Origin of the sequence: Actinopolymorpha sp. B9G3 (genome assembly GCF_040120725.1) — a bacterium.
In the GTDB taxonomy this organism is placed as follows: domain Bacteria; phylum Actinomycetota; class Actinomycetes; order Propionibacteriales; family Actinopolymorphaceae; genus Thermasporomyces.
Genome location: NZ_JBEEAB010000001.1, coordinates 26,899 through 45,355, shown reverse-complemented (window position 1 = coordinate 45,355; position 18,457 = coordinate 26,899). Strand labels below are relative to the sequence as shown.

The window sequence follows — 18,457 nt, the reverse complement described above, 5'->3', positions numbered from 1 at the left end:
GGAGAACGAAGATGCGGCAGGCGTTCATGTCCACCCCGAATGGATTTGTTGTCTATCCAGAGGACATGACGCTTCGTGAGCACGTTGAACCTGGGGATCCTGGCGCATGTAGACGCCGGTAAGACCACCCTGACCGAGCGGCTGCTCTTCGCCGCCGGCGTCATCGACAAGATCGGCAGTGTCGACGACGGCAGTACCCAGACCGACACGTTGGCGCTGGAGCGGCAGCGCGGCATCACCATCAAGTCCGCGGTGGTGTCGTTCGTTCTCGACGATGTCACGGTCAACCTGATCGACACGCCAGGACACCCGGACTTCATCGCCGAGGTGGAACGGGTGCTGAGCGTGCTCGACGGCGCCGTGCTGGTGATCTCTGCCGTCGAGGGGGTGCAGGCGCAGACCCGCGTATTGATGCGGACTCTTCAGCGGCTGCGGATCCCGACCCTCATCTTCGTCAACAAGATCGACCGCGGGGGAGCGGGCTACGACCGGATCCTGAAGTCCATCGCCGAGAAGCTGACCCCGGCGATCATCCCGATGGGGACCGTCGACGACCTGGGCACCCGTCGCGCCGGTTTCCTGCGCTTCGCCCCGTCCGACGCGGAGTTCACGGGCAGGCTTGCCGAACTGCTCGCCGAACACGACGAGGCCCTGCTGGCCGCGTACGTCGACGACGAAGATGCGGTGTCGTACGCCCAACTGAGCGCCACGCTCGCCACCCAGACCGGACGGGCGCAGGTGCATCCGGTGTACTTCGGCTCGGCGATCATCGGCGCGGGCACGGAGGCGCTGATCGCCGGCATCACCGAGTTCCTGCCCGCGGTCGGCGGTGACAGTGATGGCCGAACCGACCATGCCGACGCAGAGGCAGAGGATGACGGACCCGTTTCGGGCACCGTCTTCAAGGTCGAACGCGGGACAGCCGGGGAGAAGATCGCCTTCGTACGCATGTCCACCGGGACGGTACGCACCCGAGACCGGCTGCGGTTCGGCCGGGACAAGGAAGGAAAGGTCACCGCGATCCGGGTGTTCGACCGCGGGTCCGCCGTCCAGCGGGCGTCGGTGACGGCCGGCCGGATCGGAAAGCTCTGGGGGCTCGCAGATGTCGAGGTCGGCGACCAAGTAGGCGAGTTCGGAGGGTTTTCGGAGTCCGGCGGCAATGCGTACTTCGCCCCACCCACGCTGGAAACGGTCGTCGTGTCCCGCAGCCCCGGTGACAAGGGCGCCTTGCATGTCGCACTCGCTCAGCTCGCAGAACAGGACCCGCTGATCAATCTGCGCCAGGACGACGTGCGGCAGGAAATGTACGTCTCGCTCTACGGCGAGGTGCAGAAGGAGGTCATCCAGGCAACGCTGGAACGCGACTACGGCATCGACGTCACGTTCCGCGAGACCACGATGATCTACATCGAACGGCCGGTGGGCGCCGGCACGGCCGTCGAGCTGCTGGGCAAGGAGGGCAACCCGTTCCTGGCAACGGTCGGGCTGCGGATCGAGCCGGCGCCGATCGGCGCCGGCGTGGACTTCCGGCTGGACGTCAAGCTGGAGTCGATTCCCCTCTATGTCTACAAGACGGTCGAGGAATTCCGGAAGGCGCTCGACAAGACCGTGCGGGAAACGCTGCGCGAGGGCATTTACGGGTGGGAGGTCAGGGACTGCACGATCACGTTGACGAGTTCCGGTTACAACTCACCGGGAAGTACGTCGGGAGACTTCCGCAAGCTGATGCCACTGGTGCTGATGAGCGCACTCCAACAGGCCGGAACCGTGGTGTGCGAGCCGGTGCACCGCTTCCACCTCGACATGCCCGCGGACACGCTCGGTGCGATCCTGCCGGTCCTCGCCCGGCTGCGTGCCGTGCCGGACACACCGACCATTCACGGGGTGTCGGGCACGTTGGAGGGTGAGATCCCGGCGGCGCAGGTGCATGAGTTCCAGCAGCAGGTGCCGGGACTGACCCGCGGCGAAGGCGTACTCGAGTCCTTCTTCGACCACCACCGGCCGGTCAGCGGTGCGCCTCCGACCCGGCCACGGACGGACAACAACCCCTTGAACCGCAAGGAGTATCTCCTCCACGTCCTGCGTGGGGTCTAGTACTACAGCCGCACGGCTGTAGTACAAGCGACCTTCCGCGGGATTCTACGCAGCGCTGCACTCGCCTTCGTCCTCACCGGAGGGCGCGGCCACGCGCTTCTGCCTCACCGGCCACCGGCAGGTGGACACCCGCCATGCGAAGTACGCACCCATCAGCAACCAGATCGCACCCGCGGTGCCCTCTTCCAGATTGCCGCGCTCGCCACCTGGGTCGACCGTCAACGAGATGAGGTAGGCGACGATGACGGTGAGGAGTGAGCTGGCAAGCGCGAGCCCGATGCCGGCGGCGATTCGTGCGACGATGTGCCCGCGGAACGCCCCACCGACGTAGATCCCGAAGCCGAGGATTCCCGCGAGGATGCCGTATCCGCCCTCCTGGAGTTCGGGCACGTAGGTGTTGGCGGCGAAGTACACGATCACCATGACGACAAGGGCGGCGCCGCCGACGACAGCAGTCGCCGCGCAGATCCCCAGCAGTACTCGGCTTACCCACACGGTCAACGACACTCCCTGGAGTTCCTTGTGCGCCGATGGATGGAGTGCCCAACGTACCCGCCACGATCGGGGACCGGTCCCGACGTCACTCGCCTCTCCCCGCGGCCAACAGGTCAGCCATCTCCTCGTCATGCGCAGCGTGGCGGGCCCAGCCCTCCGCGGTGGCGTTGTAGCGATGATCCCTGATGGTCATGTCGATGCCATGAGCGATCAGGAATCTCGCCGCGGCGACGTTGTGGTTCACCGCGCACTCGTGCAGGATGCTGGCCGGCTCGTGCGTGCCCCAGCGGGTGTTGATGTCCGCTCCGTGCTCGAGCAGGAACGCGGCGATCTCGAACTGCCGGTTCACGCATGCCCAGGCGAGCGCGACGTCGAGTATCTGTTGCACGTTGCTCGTACCCCAGCCGAGGTCCGCCCGCGTCCGCGGACTGTTGGCGGGGAAGTGGTCGTGGGGATTACCCAGCGCGGGTCGGCCGGCGTCGTCGAACCAGCGCCTGACGCGAGCAATGTCGCCCACAGCCGCCGCGTGTGGCAGGTCATCGGGCACCGGCCAGACGCGGGTCAGGAGGGACATGAGATGAGCGTTCCCGTACTCCAGTGCGGACACGAGCGCGCGCGACGGCGGCGGCGTGGGGCGGTGGAGCACGGCGGGATCGAGATCGAGAAGGTGCGTCATGAACGCGGCGCGATCGGTCCACGCGGCGCGGTCGAGCAGCTGAACCTGAAGCTCGACGTACGAATCGCCGAGCAGGTAGGGCTCGGTCCGGAACCAGCGGGTGAAGGCGGACAGGTCATCCGCATCCATCGCGCGCGTGAGCTGGACCAGGATGAACGCGCGCCAGGGTGAGGTGGCTGCCGCGTTCACTTCAGGACTCGCTGTCTCCATTTCCTGTCCACACAGGAACTCGACGAAGGCGGAGCGGCCCTGCCAGCGCTCGATTCGCTGACCGAGATCGTTGTCGAGGGCGATGCAACGGTCCAACAGCACGGATGCGACGGCATCGTGGTCGAACCGGCAGGCGCACAGGAATGCCTCGTTCACCACGGATCGATCGTCGAGGCTGCCGTGGGCTACGCGCATCGCGCCCGGTTCGTCCAGGCACGTACGGACGCCGTCGAGGTCACCCAGTGCGGCGAGAAGGGGAAGCGTCCGCGGGAGCACACCCTTGTCCCACAGGAGTTGAAGCATCCCCGCGGCGCGCGTCCTGATGACGCGCTCCCACACCGAACGCTCGACGACAGCGCCGGCATCGATGAGGACTCCCGCGCACCCCGGCCGGTTGTACATGTCTTCTCGGATCGGGTCGGTGTTGTCGTTGGCGAACGAGGTGGAGGCGTCGAGCAGGGTGTCGCCGAGATCATCGCGCCAGGACAGCAGGGCCGGGTACTCCGCGGTCAGCCGCTTCAGGTGGGCGACGTCATTGTCGTGAATGGCCCGCCTGGCCTGGACTGACGCCCATTCGAGGCCGCTTCCCGAGCGTTTGAGGACTTCCTCGCGAAGATCGTGCCAGCCGGCAAAACCGTACTCACGCGCAAGCACCAACTGGGCGTCACGCTGGGAAAGTGGCAGGCCGATGTCCGCCACCCCTGATTGCGCACGTGCGACCGCCTCCTCGTTACCGGCGGCAGTGTCGCGAGCGAGTCTCTTTGCCTGCTTGCGGATCGATTCCAGAGATGGTCGGACCGGCAGGCTCTTCGGCGTGGTCATGGCGACCTCCTTTCATGAATCGCCTGTGTCCCGCTGATATCAGGCTGAAAGAAGGTGCAGAGCACGCTACTCGAGATCGAGACAGGTGGGACAGTTCCCTTGCCGCGGGCTGGAGGCGCCCTGTGAGCGCGCTGTGAGCAGTATTGACGGGGTGCCGGGCCGCTGTCAACGCACGTGGACATACGACGCCTCGGTCAGGTGCCGACGTAGGCCGCGAGGTGCTCGCCCGTGAGGGTGGCGCGAGCGGCGACGAGAGAGGCCGGCGTGCCCTCGAAGACGATCCGGCCGCCGTCGTGGCCGGCGCCGGGGCCGAGGTCGATGATCCAGTCCGCGTGCGCCATGACCGCCTGGTGGTGCTCGATGACGATGACCGACTTGCCTCCGTCGACGAGCCGGTCGAGCAGGCCGAGCAGGTGCTCGACGTCGGCCAGGTGGAGACCGGTGGTCGGCTCGTCGAGGACGTAGATGCCGCCCTTGTCCCCCATGTGGGTGGCCAACTTGAGCCGCTGCCGCTCGCCACCGGAGAGGGTCGTGAGCGGCTGGCCGAGGCTGAGGTAGCCGAGACCGACGTCCGCCAGGTAGCTCAGGATCTTGTGTGCCGCCGGTGTTTTCGCCTCACCGGAGCCGAAGAACTCGTCGGCCTCGGCCACCGGCATCGCGAGCACTTCGGCGATGTTCCGGCCGCCGAGCGTGTACTCCAGCACCGCCGCCTGGAACCGCTTCCCCTCGCACTCCTCGCAGATGGATTCGACGGTGGCCATGATGCCCAGCTCGGTGTAGATGACGCCGGCGCCGTTGCAGGTGGGGCAGGCGCCCTCGGAGTTGGCGCTGAAGAGCGCCGGTTTCACGCCGTTGGCCTTCGCGAACGCCTTGCGGATCGGCTCGAGCAGTCCGGTGTAGGTCGCCGGGTTGCTCCGTCGCGAACCGCGGATCCCGGTCTGGTCGACCAGCACCACGCCGTCGCGGCCGATCACCGAGTCCTGGATCAGTGAGCTCTTGCCGGAGCCGGCGACGCCGGTGACCACGCAGAGCACCCCGAGCGGGAGGTCGACGTCCACGCCCTGGAGGTTGTGCGTCGACGCGCCGCGGATCTCCAGCGAGCCGGAAGGTGAACGCACCGATTCCTTGAGGGTCGCCCGGTCGTCGAGATGGTGGCCGGTCGTGGTGTCACTGCGCCGTAGCCCTTCGACGGTGCCCTCGAAGCAGACGGTGCCGCCCTCGGTGCCGGCGCCGGGGCCGAGGTCGACTACGTGGTCGGCGATGGCGATGGTCTCGGGCTTGTGCTCCACGACGAGTACGGTGTTGCCCTTGTTCCGCAGTTGCAGCAGCAGGTCGTTCATCCGCTCGATGTCATGGGGGTGCAGGCCGATCGTGGGCTCGTCGAAGACGTAGGTGACGTCGGTGAGCGACGAGCCGAGATGGCGGATCATCTTGGTGCGCTGTGCCTCACCACCGGAGAGGGTGCCCGCCGGCCGGTCGAGGGAGAGGTATCCCAGCCCGATCTCGGCGAATGAGTCGAGAAGGTGTTGCAGCCCGGTCAGCAGTGGCGCCACCGACGGCTCGTTGAGCTCCCGGATCCACTCGGCCAGGTCGCTGATCTGCATCGCGCAGACGTCGGCGATGTTCTTGCCCCTGATTTTCGACGACCGCGCCTCCGGGCTGAGCCGGGTCCCGTCGCACTCCGGGCAGGTCTGGAAGGTCACCGCCCGCTCGACGAACGCGCGGATATGCGGCTGCATCGCCTCGACGTCCTTGGAGAGCATCGACTTCTGGATCTTGGGGATCACGCCCTCGTAGGTGAGGTTGATGCCCTCGACCTTGATCTTGGTCGGCTCCTCGTAGAGCAGCTTGTGGAGCTCCTTCTTGGTGAACTTGCGGATCGGCTTGTCCATGGGCAGGCCGGCTCCGCCGAAGATGCGGCCGTACCAGCCGTCCATGCTGTAGCCGGGGATCGTCAGCGCACCCTCGCTGAGCGACTTGGTGTCGTCGTACAGCGCGGAGAGATCGAAGTCGGTGACCGAGCCCATTCCCTCGCAGCGCGGGCACATGCCGCCGAGACGGTTGAAGGTCGCCTTCTCGGCCTTCGTTTTCCCGCCGCGCTCGACGGTGATCGCACCGCTGGCCTTCACCGAGGGGACGTTGAACGAGTAGGCGTTGGGCGACCCGATGTGCGGTTTCCCGAGCCGGCTGAAGAGGATGCGCAGCATCGCGTTGGCGTCGGTGGCCGTGCCGACTGTGGAGCGGGGGTTGGCACCCATCCGTTCCTGGTCGACGATGATCACCGTCGTCAGGCCTTCCAGTACGTCGACCTCCGGCCGCGACAGTGTAGGCATGAACCCCTGCACGAAGGCGCTGTAGGTTTCGTTGATCATCCGTTGCGACTCCGCGGCGATCGTGCCGAACACCAGCGAGCTCTTGCCCGAGCCGGAGACGCCGGTGAACACCGTGAGCCGGCGCTTCGGGAGCTCGACGCTGACGTCCTTGAGGTTGTTCTCGCGCGCACCCTGCACGCGGATCAGATCGTGAATGTCGGCAACGTGCAGCCCAGGCGCCTGCCTGTCCGTCTTCTTGGCCTTGCTCATCGTGTCTCCATCTGTGAGGCGGGGGCGCCTTCGGCGTCGCCTGGCTCGATCCAACCAGCTTCGGGCAGTACGTCTGGTACTTCATGTCTCGGGTGCGGTGCGTCGCCCGCCGCGCCGCTTGGCGGCATACGGCAGCACGACAAATTCGGACCGGTCAACAGCAGCAAGGCCTGACGGGTCAGCGGAGTTCCTGGATGCGGATCAGGTTGCCGGCGGGATCGCGGACGGCGCAGTCGCGGACGCCGTAGGGCTGTTCGGTGGGTTCCTGGACGATTTCGGCGTCGCTGGCTTGGAGTCGGGTGAAGGTGTCGTCGAGGTCGGGGGTGGCGAGGTTGATGCCGGCGTAGGTGCCTTTGGCCATCATCTCGGTGATGGTCCGGCGCTCGTCGTCGGTGATGCCGCATCCGGGCGCGGCGGGCGGTTCCAGGACGATGGAGGTGGCGGGCTGGTCGGCCGGGCCGACCGTGATCCAGCGCATTCCGTCGTATCCGACGTCGCCCCGGACTTCGAAGCCGAGGGTGTCGCGGTAGAAGGCCAGGGAGGCGTCCGGGTCGGTGTGTGGGAGGAAGCTTGCGTGAATGGTGATGTCCATGGTGGTCACGCTAGATGCGGTTCGGGGGTCGGTGCTTCTCGATTCCTGATCGGTCTGGTCACCTGTTTCGCCACGCACGGCGGCATCCCAGTCGTGCGTGCCGCCTGGCGCCGGTAGACGCTGGGGGGCACGCCGACCAGTTCGGTGAACCGGGTGCTGAAGGTGCCCAGTGAGGCGCAGCCGACTGCGAAACAGACCTCGGTGACGCTGAGATCGCCACGACGCAGCAGCGTCATCGCGCGCTCGATGCGCCGGGTCATCAGGTAGCTGTACGGTGACTCACCGTAGGCGAGCCGGAACTCGCGGCTGAGGTGCCCGGCCGACATGTGCGCGCCGCGGGCGAGCGCCTCGACGTCCAGCGGCTGTGCGTACTCCCGGTCGATCCGGTCGCGGACGCGGCGCAGCCGCGCGAGGTCGTGCAAGTGCTGCGCCGCGGCGGGTCTGCTCGTCACCTACGAAATCGTGCCACGTCGCACCGGAGTCGCCTAGCGCCCCTGGTGTCCCACGCCGCTCTGCGTCCGCTCTGGTCGGTCTGCCCGTTTTCGTCCTCGAACCGTTCAGGCTGCCTCGATCACCACCGGCGTCCCAGAAAGCCCTCAAAGATGTCCGGGAGGCGGTGTCGGATCGGGGCTGGGGTGTTCGTGGAAGGGGTGAGCGGCGCCCAGAGGGGCGCGGCCGAACCACAGGAGATGATCGGGATGTCAGCGGAGAACGTGAGCGCCACCCTGACCGTCGCCGTGCCCGCCGCGAGGGTGTTCGCGGTGCTGGCGGACCCGACGACCCATTCTGCGATCGATGGCACCGGCTGGGTTCAGGAACCTGTCGACAGGGCGCCGCTGACCGAGGTGGGGCAGATTTTCCGGATGGGCATGTACCACGCCAACCATCCGGACGGCGGCTACCAGACAGCCAACAAGGTCCACGTGTTGGACCCGCCGCGCGCCGTTGGCTGGCTGACGGGGCACGACCCCAAGGGCGACGGTCACCTGGAGTTCGGCGGCTGGATCTGGCGTTACGACCTGGCGCCGCTCGGTCCGTCCGAGACCGAGGTCACGCTCACCTACGACTGGTCGGCGGTGCCGCAGTACATCCGGGAGTACCTCCAGTTCCCGCCGTTCGGTCCTGATCATCTCGCCAACTCGCTGCACCACCTGGCCGAGCTTGCCGCACTTGTCGCACCAACGTCCCGGACCTGAGGAATGGAGAGCATCATGACCGCTACCTACACATTCGACGTCTTTTCCACCCTCGACGGCTTCGGCGCCCACAGCGGCGACTGGGGCGGCTACTGGGGCAAGCAAGGTCCCGAGTTTCTCGACCGTCGCCTTGCTTTGTACGACCGGGAGCAGCGGATGGTCTTCGGGGCCAATACGTATCGCGCGCACATGCAGATGCTGGCCTCGGGCATCGAGGAGTCCGAGCTGAGTGACCCATGGGTCACCCGGATGAGGGGCCTGCCGGCAACGGTGGTGTCGACGACACTCGAAGGACCGCTCGACTGGCCGGACGCGACCGTCGTGAGCGGCGACGCCGTCGACGTCGTTGCCCGGCTCAAGGAGGAGTCCGAGGTGCCGTTGCGCTCGCACGGCAGCCTGTCGTTGAACCAAGCGCTGATGGCCGCCGGCCTGGTCGACCGCGTCCAGATGACGGTCTTCCCGGTGATCTGCGGTCGGACCGGGGTGGACCCGGTCTTCGGGGGTGCGGCCGACTTCGACCTCGAGCTGATCGAACGCCGGACGCTCGACGGCCACACCCAGGAGCTCATCTACCGGCCCACCCTGCATGGCTGAGCCTGTCCACGCGCCCTCACACCGTCAAGCTGCCGACCTGACTGGAACGTCCCGCTGACCGACATGCCGACCGGTCTCATGCGTCCAGTGCCTTCGAGCGCGATTGCTTCAGCGTCCAAACGCCCAGGCCACCATCAGGGGGAGCTCGGCCTGCCAGAACGGGTCGCCGTGGTTACCGACCCGCTCGGTCATCACGACGTCCGCGCCGGCATCGCGTAGCGCGTCCGCCCACCGGGTCGCGTTCTCACAGAACCACGGCTCCAGCGTGCCGGCGACGAGGTAGGTGCGCGGAAGCGGGCTCGGCATCTCGGCCGGCGGGCGGTAGCCGCCGCCCGGGGAAGCGGAGAAGACCGCGCCATAGATGTCCGGATGCCGAAGCCCCATGGCGAGGGAGAGCTCTCCACTGGCCGACACGCCGCACACCGCCGTGCGTTCGGCCGGCAACGTGACGCCGAAGCGCGACCGCACCCAGTTGCGGACGTCGGAGACGAAGAAGCTCTCGTGGGCCGCGAACCGGTCGGCGTCGAACGGCGGTGAGTACTCATGGATGCGGACCATCTCGTCCTCATCGTCGGTCCGGTGGGCACCGACGATCATCGTGGGCGGTACGTCGGCCGCCTCGAGGTCCCCGCCCCACTGCGAGATCAGCTGACCGTCACCGGCGAACACGACTGCCTCCGGCGGATCCGGCGGCACGTACACCGTGACCTGCCGCCCGCCGTCGTAGTCGAACGTCTCGGTGACGAGCTCTCCCGCTATCCAATCAGCCGAAGCTGGTTTTGGCGCCACTTCGGCACCAGCAGGCCCTACGGCTGCTTCGTCATCCATTGATCGCACCTCGATCCTTGAGAGTTGGTACAGGTCTATCGGCGACACGCGTCTCTGACAGCGGCTGCAGTTGCGCTGATGTGCTCCCACCAGTCCTCGCCACGGCCCGGTTGTCGACCGCTGCCGTAGCCGAAGCACGCGAGGTACATCGGTCGCACGTACATCACGCCCTCGAGCCGCTCGAGCTCGTCGTCGGTCAACTCGACGTGCTGGCAGTACGCGCGCACGGCAGCGTCGATCCACGCGGCATTGTTCCGGGTCCCCCACATCAGATAGGCGAAGTCGGCAAGGCGCGGGCCACGCCCCGAGGCCTTCCACTGGATCGCGACCGGCCCACGCTCGCTCACGATCACGTGGTCGTGGGCGTGGAGGAGGTTGCCGTGGACCAACGCCTGCGGAAGGCCGTGTCCGTCGTCCGCTGAGCGCACCCGGGTGCGGAGTGGCTCGAATGCCTTGCGGCCGGTCGCCGCGACCTTCGCCTCGGCGACATCGAGGAACGAGAGGGCGGCGAGCACGTCCTGACGCGGGCTGCCCTCACGGGTTGGGTCCTCACCGCTCGCCCCACCGGGGCGGCTGACGGACTCGTCGAGTGGCAGCGCATGCAGCCGGCCGAGCAGGTCACCCATGATGATGAACCTCTCGGTATCCGTGGGTCCCCTCGCCGTCCGGAGCTGTCCGCCGGTGACGAACTGCGTGACGAGGACAGATAGGCCGTCGAATACTGACGCCGCCTCGTCGACCGCGAGCCGTTCCGCCGGGTAGTGCTGCCGCTCCAGGAACCGCAGGATCGCCGCGTCGCCCTCGGCGCCAGCCCGAGGGCGAGCCGGCGGAAACACACGCGCAACCCACGGGTCGCCGTCGCCGCGCTCGACGCGGAAGACGTGATCGTTGTGGTGGCTGACCTTCGTCGCCGCGACGGCGTCGACGCCGTAGTGATCCCTCAGATGGACGAGCAGGCGCCTAGCGATGGGCTCGTGAAGCGCGTCGGAGCGCCCGTCGTCGGTCCAACGTCGCCAGGCGAGCCGCCCTTCGACGCCCTCGAGGTCGGTGAGCGCTTCGGTGTAAAGCTGGCCGTTCTCCTGCGCGTGGCGCCGGACAACCTTCTTGAAACTGCCGTCCTTCGTCATGGACAAGCCTCCTCATGACGCCCCCGTCCCCCAGCGACGCGGTGTTCAGAGATGGCCTGTGACATCGACGACAACGACGACCGAGAGGCAGTTCCCCTTCGCCGAATGGAACCCCAGCTGGGGCGGACGTTCCACGGCTCGGCGACCGGTCGGCGCCGTGGCGGCATTGTTTCCGGCAGGCGCAGCCCGAGTCAAGTACTCGGTCGCATATCGAGGCACGTCCCGCTGAGGGCGCGCGGAGCCTCGCGAAGATGCGCCCGCTGCAAGAAATCTAGCCCGCCCAGAGGATGTCAATGATCCGCAGAGTCTCGGTCTGCTCGTGAACGACGAAGGTCAGCATTCCCTGATGTCTGAACCAAAGAATGCGACTCGCACCGCCGACTGCCCTGGGCGCTCCGGCACCGCGTCCCAGGGATCCTCGAGAAGCTGAAGAAGACGCTCGAGCAAGGGGCCGTTCCGCACGTCTTCGGGCAGGCCGTTCAGCTCGTAAAGTGCACGCCCATGGAAGCCATCGAACTTGTGGGTCACACCCGGCCTTTCCAATCGGCGGGGGTGTAACGAACAAAGGCGTCTTCGCGCCCGTGGATGGCGTCTTGTACCGCCTCCTCATATCCCGGCCGGGCGTATGCGATCGCGCGCAGGCGCCACTGCCGCAAGAGACGACGCACTTGCTTGAACCGTTCAAGATCGTGAGCGGCGTCGAGGGCCTGATCGTACTCTGCCCGGAACTGGGCACGATGTGGCGGCGGAAGTAGTTCGAAGATCGCGGCCGGGTCGTCGCCGGGATCTTGCCGCCCGACAGCATCGAGGAACTCGACGGTCATGGGCACAATCTACAGGGACACCCAGGACGGCGCCCTCCATGGGAAGCACTGATCCAGATGGACGGAACAGCGGTCGCGTCGAGGCCTCCTCAGCCGTCGGTGTGCGCGACACCGATCGGGCAGGCGACACCGGTGGAGTGCACCGGGCAGCAGCCGTTCGGCACCTTGTGGAGGTACTGCTGGTGGTAGTCCTACCGCTCAGGAGGTAATACGCACGGGTTTCTTGACGGCAGGTCCCGGGTTGGACGGCGTCCGGCAAGGTGGTATCGCGATGGCCTGCACGGCTCGGTTAGCCGACCCACGTTACGTTGAAGATCGTAATGAGCTCAGTGGCCTCGTCGACCTTGAAGTACATGATGCCGAAGCCACCGAAGGTCGTATGGCGGAACTCGGGCTGATCCATGTATAGAACGCGCGCATCCCACGGTTCCTCGATCAGCTCGACGGTTCTGGAGACCAGTGCATCAAGTGCCTTGGTTGGCAGTCCCTTCATCTCCGCCAGTGCAGCCACGTGGAGCTCCACGCGATAGGTCACCGGCCGTCAGCCCAGCCCGGAAACGCCTCGTCCATCGGCACGAACTCGTCTCGCCGATCCTCGCGCACGGCACGTTCTGCTTGCTCGAACGCGGGACTGGAGACGGCGATCGCGTGCAGCCTCCATCTGCGCAACAACTCTTGGAGCTGACTGAATCGCCAGACCTCGTGGGCTGCATCGAGGGCGCTGTGATACTCACTCAGAAACTGCGCATGCCACTTGTCGGGGAGCGTGCGCAAGATGTCGGCCGGGTCGTCCCCGACCTCGTGGAGCGGCTCGGCCGTCATGCCCTCATGCTATCCCTAGATGGTCTGACATCCGGAGATATCGGACAGGCGGCACCATCTCAGGCCTCCCCTTGACCCACGCCGATCGGGCAGGCGACACCGGTGGAGTGCACCGGGCAGTAGCCGTTCGGCACCTTGTGGAGGTATTGCTGGTGGTAGTCCTCGGCGTAGTAGTAGTCGCCGAGCGGGGTGATCTCGGTCGTGATTGCGCCGTAGCCGGACTGGGCGAGCGACTTTTCATACGCCTGCTTCGACACCTCGGCGGCGGCGCGTTGCTCGTCTCTGGTGACGTAGATCGCGGAGCGGTACTGCGTGCCGACGTCGTTGCCCTGGCGGTAGCCCTGGGTCGGGTCGTGGTTCTCCCAGAAGATCTTGAGCAAGCCGGCGTAGGAGATGCGCTCCGGGTCGAAGACCACCCGCACGACCTCGGTGTGGCCCGTGCGGCCTGAGCAAACCTCCTCATACGTCGGGTTTGGCGTCGTTCCACCCGCATATCCGGAGGAGGTCGACCACACACCAGGCGTCTGCCAGAAGAGCCGCTCGGCACCCCAGAAGCACCCGAGGCCGAAGACCGCGACCTCATAGCCTTCGGGAACGGGACCTTCCAGCGGCGTGCCCAGCGTCGCGTGGGTCGTGGGCACAGGGAACGGCCGCTCGGCCCGGCCCGGCAAGGTCTCCTGTGGCTTGGGCATCTCACGCATACGGCCGAACAGTGCCATGGTCAGGCCTCACTTTCCGGTGACGGCGATCCTTCCTTCAGCGTAACGACCCGCTGCGACACCGGGACGTCGTGATCGCCGCCTCGGACTCCACATCCTTGGTGGTCAGCGACGGGTCGCCGTCCGTCCGCGGCGATGCATGAAGAAGTCGTACGGCAGGCCGAGACCCTGCTCGGGTACGGGATCGGTCCGGCCGGCCAGCAGGCTCGATCGCCGGCGGTCGAGTTCAGCTGACATCCGGGCGAGATCGGCTGGGCGCCGAAGTGCCTGGTCGCACCGTTCCGCCGGGTCGTCACGCAGGTCGAAGAGTCGTGGCGCGGGATCGCGTGGCCGGCCGTAGAGATCGGGCAGAGGGAGACCGGCCGCGTCCGCGGCGTACGGCACGATCACCTTCTCCGTGGTCGTACGCAGCGCCGCCGACGCCTGCCGCGTCGACTCCACGGACACGACGCTGGAACGGATCTCGCTCGCCGATCCGTTGATCAGGGGCACCATGCTGCGTCCGGTCAGGTCGTACGCCGGCCTGGGGATGCCGCTCAGCTCACACAGGGTGGGCAACACGTCCTCGTGCGAGACCATGCCGTCAACCCGACCTTGCCCCGGGCCGGATCGGTCACCCGCCGGCAGTTTGAGGATCATGGCGAGCCGGGTCACGGCGTCATAGAGACCGTGATGGTCGAAGTAGAGGCCGCCCTCGCCGAAGCACTCGCCGTGGTCGGAGACCAACAGCAGGAGCGTGTTGTCCCAGCTCTGATGTGCCTTGAGGCCGTTGATCAACCGGCCGATCTGGTGGTCGACCTGGGAGATCTCACCGTCGTACTGCGCGAGAACGTACGCATAGTCGTCCGGATGGCGCAGGTTCATGTCGGCGAGAAACGCTTCGTAGTAGTCGGGATGGATGGCGCGGACCTGCGCCATGTCGACGGCCGGCATGCCCTGTGGCCCGGGGGGCATCTCGCCCGGCCGATAGTGCATCTCGTCATACGGCGGCAACGGGCCGTAGGGCGTGTGCGGATCCCAGTAGTGGATGAACAGCAACAAGGGCTTGTCGCGGGGCTTGATGGCGAACTCCAACGCCCGGTCGGTCAGCTGCGTGCTCTGGTCGCCGAACGGTTTGTAGAGGAATCCCGAGTAGTGGTCGTAGCCTCGGGCGAACCACGTGCCCTTGCCCAACCCCTGCACGACGAGGTTGTCAAGCGCCACCGTCACATAGCCGGACTCCTTGGCCAGTTGGGGGAGGAGCTGGATGTCCTCGTCGAGATGCACTTGCGCCGGATGCGTGACCACCCTGTGCTGGTAGGGGTGTAGGCCCGACAACAACGTGGTGAACGACGGCGTGGTGGGGATGCCGGCCGCGTACGCCTGGTCGAAGACGACCGACTCGGCTGCCAGGGCGTCGATCGCTGGGGACGTCGCGATCGGATAGCCGTAGCAGCCGAGATGGTCCGGGCGGAGCGTGTCGACCGCGACGATGACGATGTTCGGCCGGCGGTCCACATTCTCGTCGTCGTTCACCGGAGGTACCGCTTGTGCACTGTCATGTGGGGCTACCGGGGTGCGTTGAGTTCGTTCGGGTCGGGAATTCCGGCCGCCTGGCCCACCCGCTGGGCGAGTGGCGTCGCGCCCGGGCCGACCTTCTCGTCGGGTTTCGGTGTCCCGATGTTGGTCGCGCACATGCCCTGGTCCGCGACCGGATCGGAGTCGCGGCCGGTCTCGGCGAGCCGTTTCGCCAACCAGGCGTCGAGAACTCCCTCGAGCTCCGCCACGACGTCCGGTCGGTCTTCTGCGATGTTGTTCTGCTCGCCCGGATCGGCTTCCAGGTCGAACAGTTCCTTCATCGGCCGGCCGTGCCGATCGGGTTCGATCGACCGGATGAACTTCCAGCGGTCCGTACGCACGCCCCGCTTGACCTGCCAGGTGGCCTCGGAGAGGAACACCTCGGTGTAGTTGGCGTCGCGGACGCCGTAGATGGAGGGAAGCAGGCTGATCCCTTCCATGCCTTCGGTCTGCGGGATGCCGACCAGGTCGAGCAGGGTCTGCGTGACGTCGAGGTTCTGCACGAGGCCAGGAACGCGACGGCCCGCCGGCAGCTTGCCGGGCCACGACATGATCAACGGGATGTGGACGTTGCCCTCGTAGAGGCCGTGGTGGTCGAAGTAGCCCAACTGCTCGTTGAGGACCTCGCCGTGGTCGGCGGTGATCACCACGATGGTGTCGTCCTTGACCGGCTCCAGGGCCGCGAACACCTTGGCGAGATAGCTGTCCATGTAGCGGATCTCACCGTCGTACAGGTTGATCACGTGTTCGGCGTCGGTGACCCCCGGCATCCAGTCGTGGAAGTACCACTTGAACGGCTCCCAGGTCCACGCCTCGTCCATGCTGTGGTTGGCGGGATCGTACGGATCGCGGTCGCCGTCGGTGTAGAGGTCCTCGTAGCCCGGTGGCGGGAGGTAGGGCGTGTGCGGGTCCCAGTAGTGCAGGAAGAGGAAGAACGGCCGCGGATCGGCCACCACCTCCTCGATCGTCGGGAGCGCGAGGTCGGTGACCGTCTCCGCCTTGCGCAGCACGGTGGGATCCGACCGGTCCCACTGGTAGGTGCGGTAGTGCTCGAAACCTCTGCTGAAGTGCCGGTTCATGTTGTCGACGGCCGCGGTCACGTAACCGTTGTCGGCAAGGATCTCCGGCAGGAGCTTGATGCCGTCCTTGATCGGCACTCCGCCGCCAATGTTGACGATGTCGTGGGTGATGGCCTCCTTGCCGGAGAAGAGCGTGGTGAAGCTCGGGTGGGTGGGGATGTTCGGCGCGTAGCAGCGTTCGAAGACCACACCGGCGTTGGCGAACGCGTCGAGGTTCGGGCTCGTGTCCCGGTGGTATCCGTAGCAGCCGAGGTGATCCGCGCGCTGGGTGTCCAGCGCGATCAGCACGATGTTGGTCATCCGGCGACCTCCTCGACCGTGCCACCTTCGAACGAACGGATCGCCGCCTCGATGACCTCCTGCGCGGCGAGACCGTCAGCGCCCGAGCCATCGAGCGGACCGCCGGCCTGGACCTGGGAGACGAAGGCGTTGATGCGGTTGGAGAACGTTTCGCCGAAGCCTTCCATGCCGCCCATGATCGGGTTGTCGACCACCAGCTTCTCCGGCGACTCGCGGGGGAAGAACTCCAGGCGTTCGAAGACGTTCTCGATCACGAAACGTCCCTTGCTGCCGGCGACTTCGCAACGCTCGATCGGGTGGTAGCGGCTCGCGTCGTAGCTTCCGGTCAGGTGCCCGACGGCGCCGCTGGCGAACTGCACGTTGATCGAGGCGTTGGACCAGATGGCGCGGCCCGGTCCCTTGTGCAGGAACGCCTGCACCTTGCTGATCGGTCCACCGAAGTAGCGCATCACGTCGATGGAGTGTGGATGCAGCGCCCGCAGGTGGAACCATGGCGAACTCTCGTTGGGATTGTTGATCCAGAGCGCCATGTTGACGAAGAGGATGTCGCCGAGTTCGCCGTCCTCCTGAAGTTTCTTCGCCCGCGCGGCGGCCGGGGTGAAACGGTGGTTGAGGTTGACACCGAGAAGGACGCCGGCATCCTTCGCCGCCTGAACCATCTCTCGCGCTTCGGTGAGATTGTTGGAGATCGGCTTCTCGACGAGGACGTGTTTGCCGGCCGCGATCAGCGCCATGGTCGGGGCGTGGTGGTGGCCGCCGTTCTCCGGCCCGGCGGTGGCCACGCTGACGGCGTCGAGTTCCTCGGCGTCGATCATTTCCTCGAGACTGTGATAGGCCGGTATTCCGTATTGCTTGCCTACCGGGTCGACGCGTTCGGGCAGCAGGTCGCAGACCGCCACGAGTTCAGCATCAGGGTTGTTGGTGTAACAGCGGGCGTGGTTCTTGCCGATCCCACCCAGCCCGACGATACCTACCCGGAGCATGGGCCCTCCCAATCTGTTGGCACTGGACGTCTGGATACTGGACGTGTCGACGCTGGACGTCTCGATCCTGAACGCGTCGATCCTGAGTATGCCGGCGCGGCTCTTGTCGGCGCGGGTGGTGCGTGCGTTGGTCCTGCCACGCATCCCGTGCGGTATCCACTAACCGGCATTGATCTCCTGCAGGCAACGGTGGAGATATCCGCGGCTCTCGGCGGCGATACTGCTCGCCTGGGCGGGGGAGTACGAACCGGCGCCGATCACCTCGAGGTTGAGCGGCCCGTCGTAGCCCACCTCGGCGAGGGCGCGCAGGGTGGCCGGGATGTCGACCGTTCCGCGCCCGGGAATCTGCGTCGGCGGCGGACCGACCTTCTGCTCCCGGCTCGCGCAGTCCCGGAAGTGTGAGGTGACGATCCGTTCACCCCAGCTCTTCGCGATGTCGTCCGGGTTTTCGTCGGCCCGGAACAGGTGACTCGGGTCGAAGTTGAGCCCCAGGGCGGGATGGGTCACCTCGGAGGTCAGCCGCAAAGCGCTCGCGCCGTTGTAGATCGCCTGCCCCACATGGGGTTTGACGGCAAGCGTCAGGGAGTACTCCCCGGCCAGTTCGGCGAGCGTGGCGAGGTGGGCGATCGCCTGCTTCGTGGACTCCTCGTCGCCGGTCTTGCCGCCAGAACCGACGTTGACGATCGGGATCTCGAGCCTGGTCGCGAGGTCGAAGATCCTTTCGAGCCGGTCGCGGTCGGTGGTGGCGGCTTCGATCGCCGTGGCGGTGAGGCCGTTGTCGCCGAGCAGGGTGGTGAGGCGTTTGATGGCGCCGGTGTCATTGTCGGGGGAGATGTGCTCGCACATGCCTTTGATCGCCGCGAACTCGACGTAGGAATATCCGGCGAAGGCGATCGCCTCGACCGCGGATTCGACGTCGACGGACGCGAACAGGACGGTATTGCATCCCAGCTTCAT

At 66.5% G+C, this 18,457-nt stretch carries 19 protein-coding genes; 4 read left to right on the top strand and 15 right to left on the bottom strand.

What is annotated here, in order from left to right; all coding sequences use genetic code 11:
* Positions 1-75 precede the first annotated feature (75 nt).
* Positions 76-2,094: a GTP-binding protein gene (locus tag ABNF93_RS00205; RefSeq protein WP_349325400.1), complete on the top strand. Its 2,019-nt coding sequence runs from the start codon at positions 76-78 to the stop codon at positions 2,092-2,094.
* 45 nt (positions 2,095-2,139) lie between these two features.
* Here the strand turns inward: ABNF93_RS00205 and ABNF93_RS00200 are convergent, their stop codons facing one another.
* From ABNF93_RS00200 to ABNF93_RS00180, 5 genes are all read right to left on the bottom strand, one after another.
* Positions 2,140-2,595 carry a hypothetical protein gene (locus ABNF93_RS00200; protein ID WP_349325399.1) on the bottom strand — a complete coding sequence of 152 codons (456 nt, stop codon included), beginning with the start codon at positions 2,593-2,595 and terminating at the stop codon, positions 2,140-2,142.
* 79 nt (positions 2,596-2,674) lie between these two features.
* Complete coding sequence (locus tag ABNF93_RS00195; protein WP_349325398.1) at positions 2,675-4,297, bottom strand: ankyrin repeat domain-containing protein; 1,623 nt, start codon at positions 4,295-4,297, stop codon at positions 2,675-2,677.
* A gap of 194 nt (positions 4,298-4,491) precedes the next feature.
* Positions 4,492-6,879, bottom strand: coding sequence for an ATP-binding cassette domain-containing protein (locus ABNF93_RS00190; RefSeq protein WP_349325397.1), 2,388 nt, complete (start codon positions 6,877-6,879; stop codon positions 4,492-4,494).
* Between the two features lie 178 nt (positions 6,880-7,057).
* Entirely contained in the window at positions 7,058-7,471 is a 414-nt protein-coding gene (locus tag ABNF93_RS00185; RefSeq protein ID WP_349325396.1) for a VOC family protein, read from the bottom strand.
* Positions 7,472-7,476: 5 nt separating this feature from the next.
* Positions 7,477-7,923: a helix-turn-helix transcriptional regulator gene (locus ABNF93_RS00180; protein WP_349325395.1), complete on the bottom strand. Its 447-nt coding sequence runs from the start codon at positions 7,921-7,923 to the stop codon at positions 7,477-7,479.
* Between the two features lie 246 nt (positions 7,924-8,169).
* Between ABNF93_RS00180 and ABNF93_RS00175 the strand changes: the two genes are divergently transcribed.
* The gene (locus ABNF93_RS00175; RefSeq protein WP_349325394.1) at positions 8,170-8,667 is read left to right on the top strand and encodes an SRPBCC family protein; all 498 of its coding nucleotides are present in this window, start codon (positions 8,170-8,172) and stop codon (positions 8,665-8,667) included.
* Between the two features lie 15 nt (positions 8,668-8,682).
* The gene (locus tag ABNF93_RS00170) at positions 8,683-9,261 is read left to right on the top strand and encodes a dihydrofolate reductase family protein (RefSeq protein ID WP_349325393.1); all 579 of its coding nucleotides are present in this window, start codon (positions 8,683-8,685) and stop codon (positions 9,259-9,261) included.
* A 108-nt stretch (positions 9,262-9,369) separates the two neighbouring features.
* On the opposite strand, the gene ABNF93_RS00165 is transcribed toward ABNF93_RS00170, so the two are convergent.
* The 9 genes from ABNF93_RS00165 to ABNF93_RS00125 all read right to left on the bottom strand — a co-directional run bounded on the left by ABNF93_RS00165 (position 9,370) and on the right by ABNF93_RS00125 (position 17,500).
* Positions 9,370-10,089, bottom strand: coding sequence for an alpha/beta hydrolase (locus ABNF93_RS00165; protein ID WP_349325392.1), 720 nt, complete (start codon positions 10,087-10,089; stop codon positions 9,370-9,372).
* A gap of 35 nt (positions 10,090-10,124) precedes the next feature.
* Positions 10,125-11,216: a phosphotransferase enzyme family protein gene (locus ABNF93_RS00160; RefSeq protein ID WP_349325391.1), complete on the bottom strand. Its 1,092-nt coding sequence runs from the start codon at positions 11,214-11,216 to the stop codon at positions 10,125-10,127.
* 524 nt (positions 11,217-11,740) lie between these two features.
* Positions 11,741-12,040 carry a DUF6247 family protein gene (locus tag ABNF93_RS00155; RefSeq protein ID WP_349325390.1) on the bottom strand — a complete coding sequence of 100 codons (300 nt, stop codon included), beginning with the start codon at positions 12,038-12,040 and terminating at the stop codon, positions 11,741-11,743.
* A 289-nt stretch (positions 12,041-12,329) separates the two neighbouring features.
* Entirely contained in the window at positions 12,330-12,551 is a 222-nt protein-coding gene (locus tag ABNF93_RS00150; RefSeq protein WP_349325389.1) for a hypothetical protein, read from the bottom strand.
* A 20-nt stretch (positions 12,552-12,571) separates the two neighbouring features.
* Positions 12,572-12,862: a DUF6247 family protein gene (locus tag ABNF93_RS00145; protein WP_349325388.1), complete on the bottom strand. Its 291-nt coding sequence runs from the start codon at positions 12,860-12,862 to the stop codon at positions 12,572-12,574.
* Between the two features lie 59 nt (positions 12,863-12,921).
* On the bottom strand, positions 12,922-13,554 hold the full coding sequence (gene msrA, locus ABNF93_RS00140; protein ID WP_349325387.1) for a peptide-methionine (S)-S-oxide reductase MsrA: 633 nt from the start codon (positions 13,552-13,554) through the stop codon (positions 12,922-12,924).
* Positions 13,555-13,686: 132 nt separating this feature from the next.
* Positions 13,687-15,096: a sulfatase family protein gene (locus ABNF93_RS00135; protein WP_349325386.1), complete on the bottom strand. Its 1,410-nt coding sequence runs from the start codon at positions 15,094-15,096 to the stop codon at positions 13,687-13,689.
* A gap of 32 nt (positions 15,097-15,128) precedes the next feature.
* Positions 15,129-16,517: a sulfatase family protein gene (locus ABNF93_RS00130; RefSeq protein ID WP_349325385.1), complete on the bottom strand. Its 1,389-nt coding sequence runs from the start codon at positions 16,515-16,517 to the stop codon at positions 15,129-15,131.
* Positions 16,514-17,500, bottom strand: a complete 987-nt coding sequence (locus ABNF93_RS00125) for a Gfo/Idh/MocA family protein (RefSeq protein ID WP_349325384.1) — start codon at positions 17,498-17,500, stop codon at positions 16,514-16,516. Before ABNF93_RS00125 ends, ABNF93_RS00130 begins: the two co-directional genes overlap by 4 nt.
* On the opposite strand from ABNF93_RS00125, the gene ABNF93_RS00120 reads away from it, so the two are divergent.
* Positions 17,499-17,663 (top strand): hypothetical protein, encoded by a 165-nt coding sequence (locus tag ABNF93_RS00120; protein ID WP_349325383.1) that lies wholly within the window; start codon positions 17,499-17,501, stop codon positions 17,661-17,663. The two genes, ABNF93_RS00125 and ABNF93_RS00120, sit on opposite strands and share 2 nt — an antisense overlap.
* Here the strand turns inward: ABNF93_RS00120 and ABNF93_RS00115 are convergent.
* On the bottom strand, positions 17,660-18,457 hold the full coding sequence (locus ABNF93_RS00115) for a sugar phosphate isomerase/epimerase family protein (protein ID WP_349325382.1): 798 nt from the start codon (positions 18,455-18,457) through the stop codon (positions 17,660-17,662). The genes ABNF93_RS00120 and ABNF93_RS00115 overlap by 4 nt on opposite strands.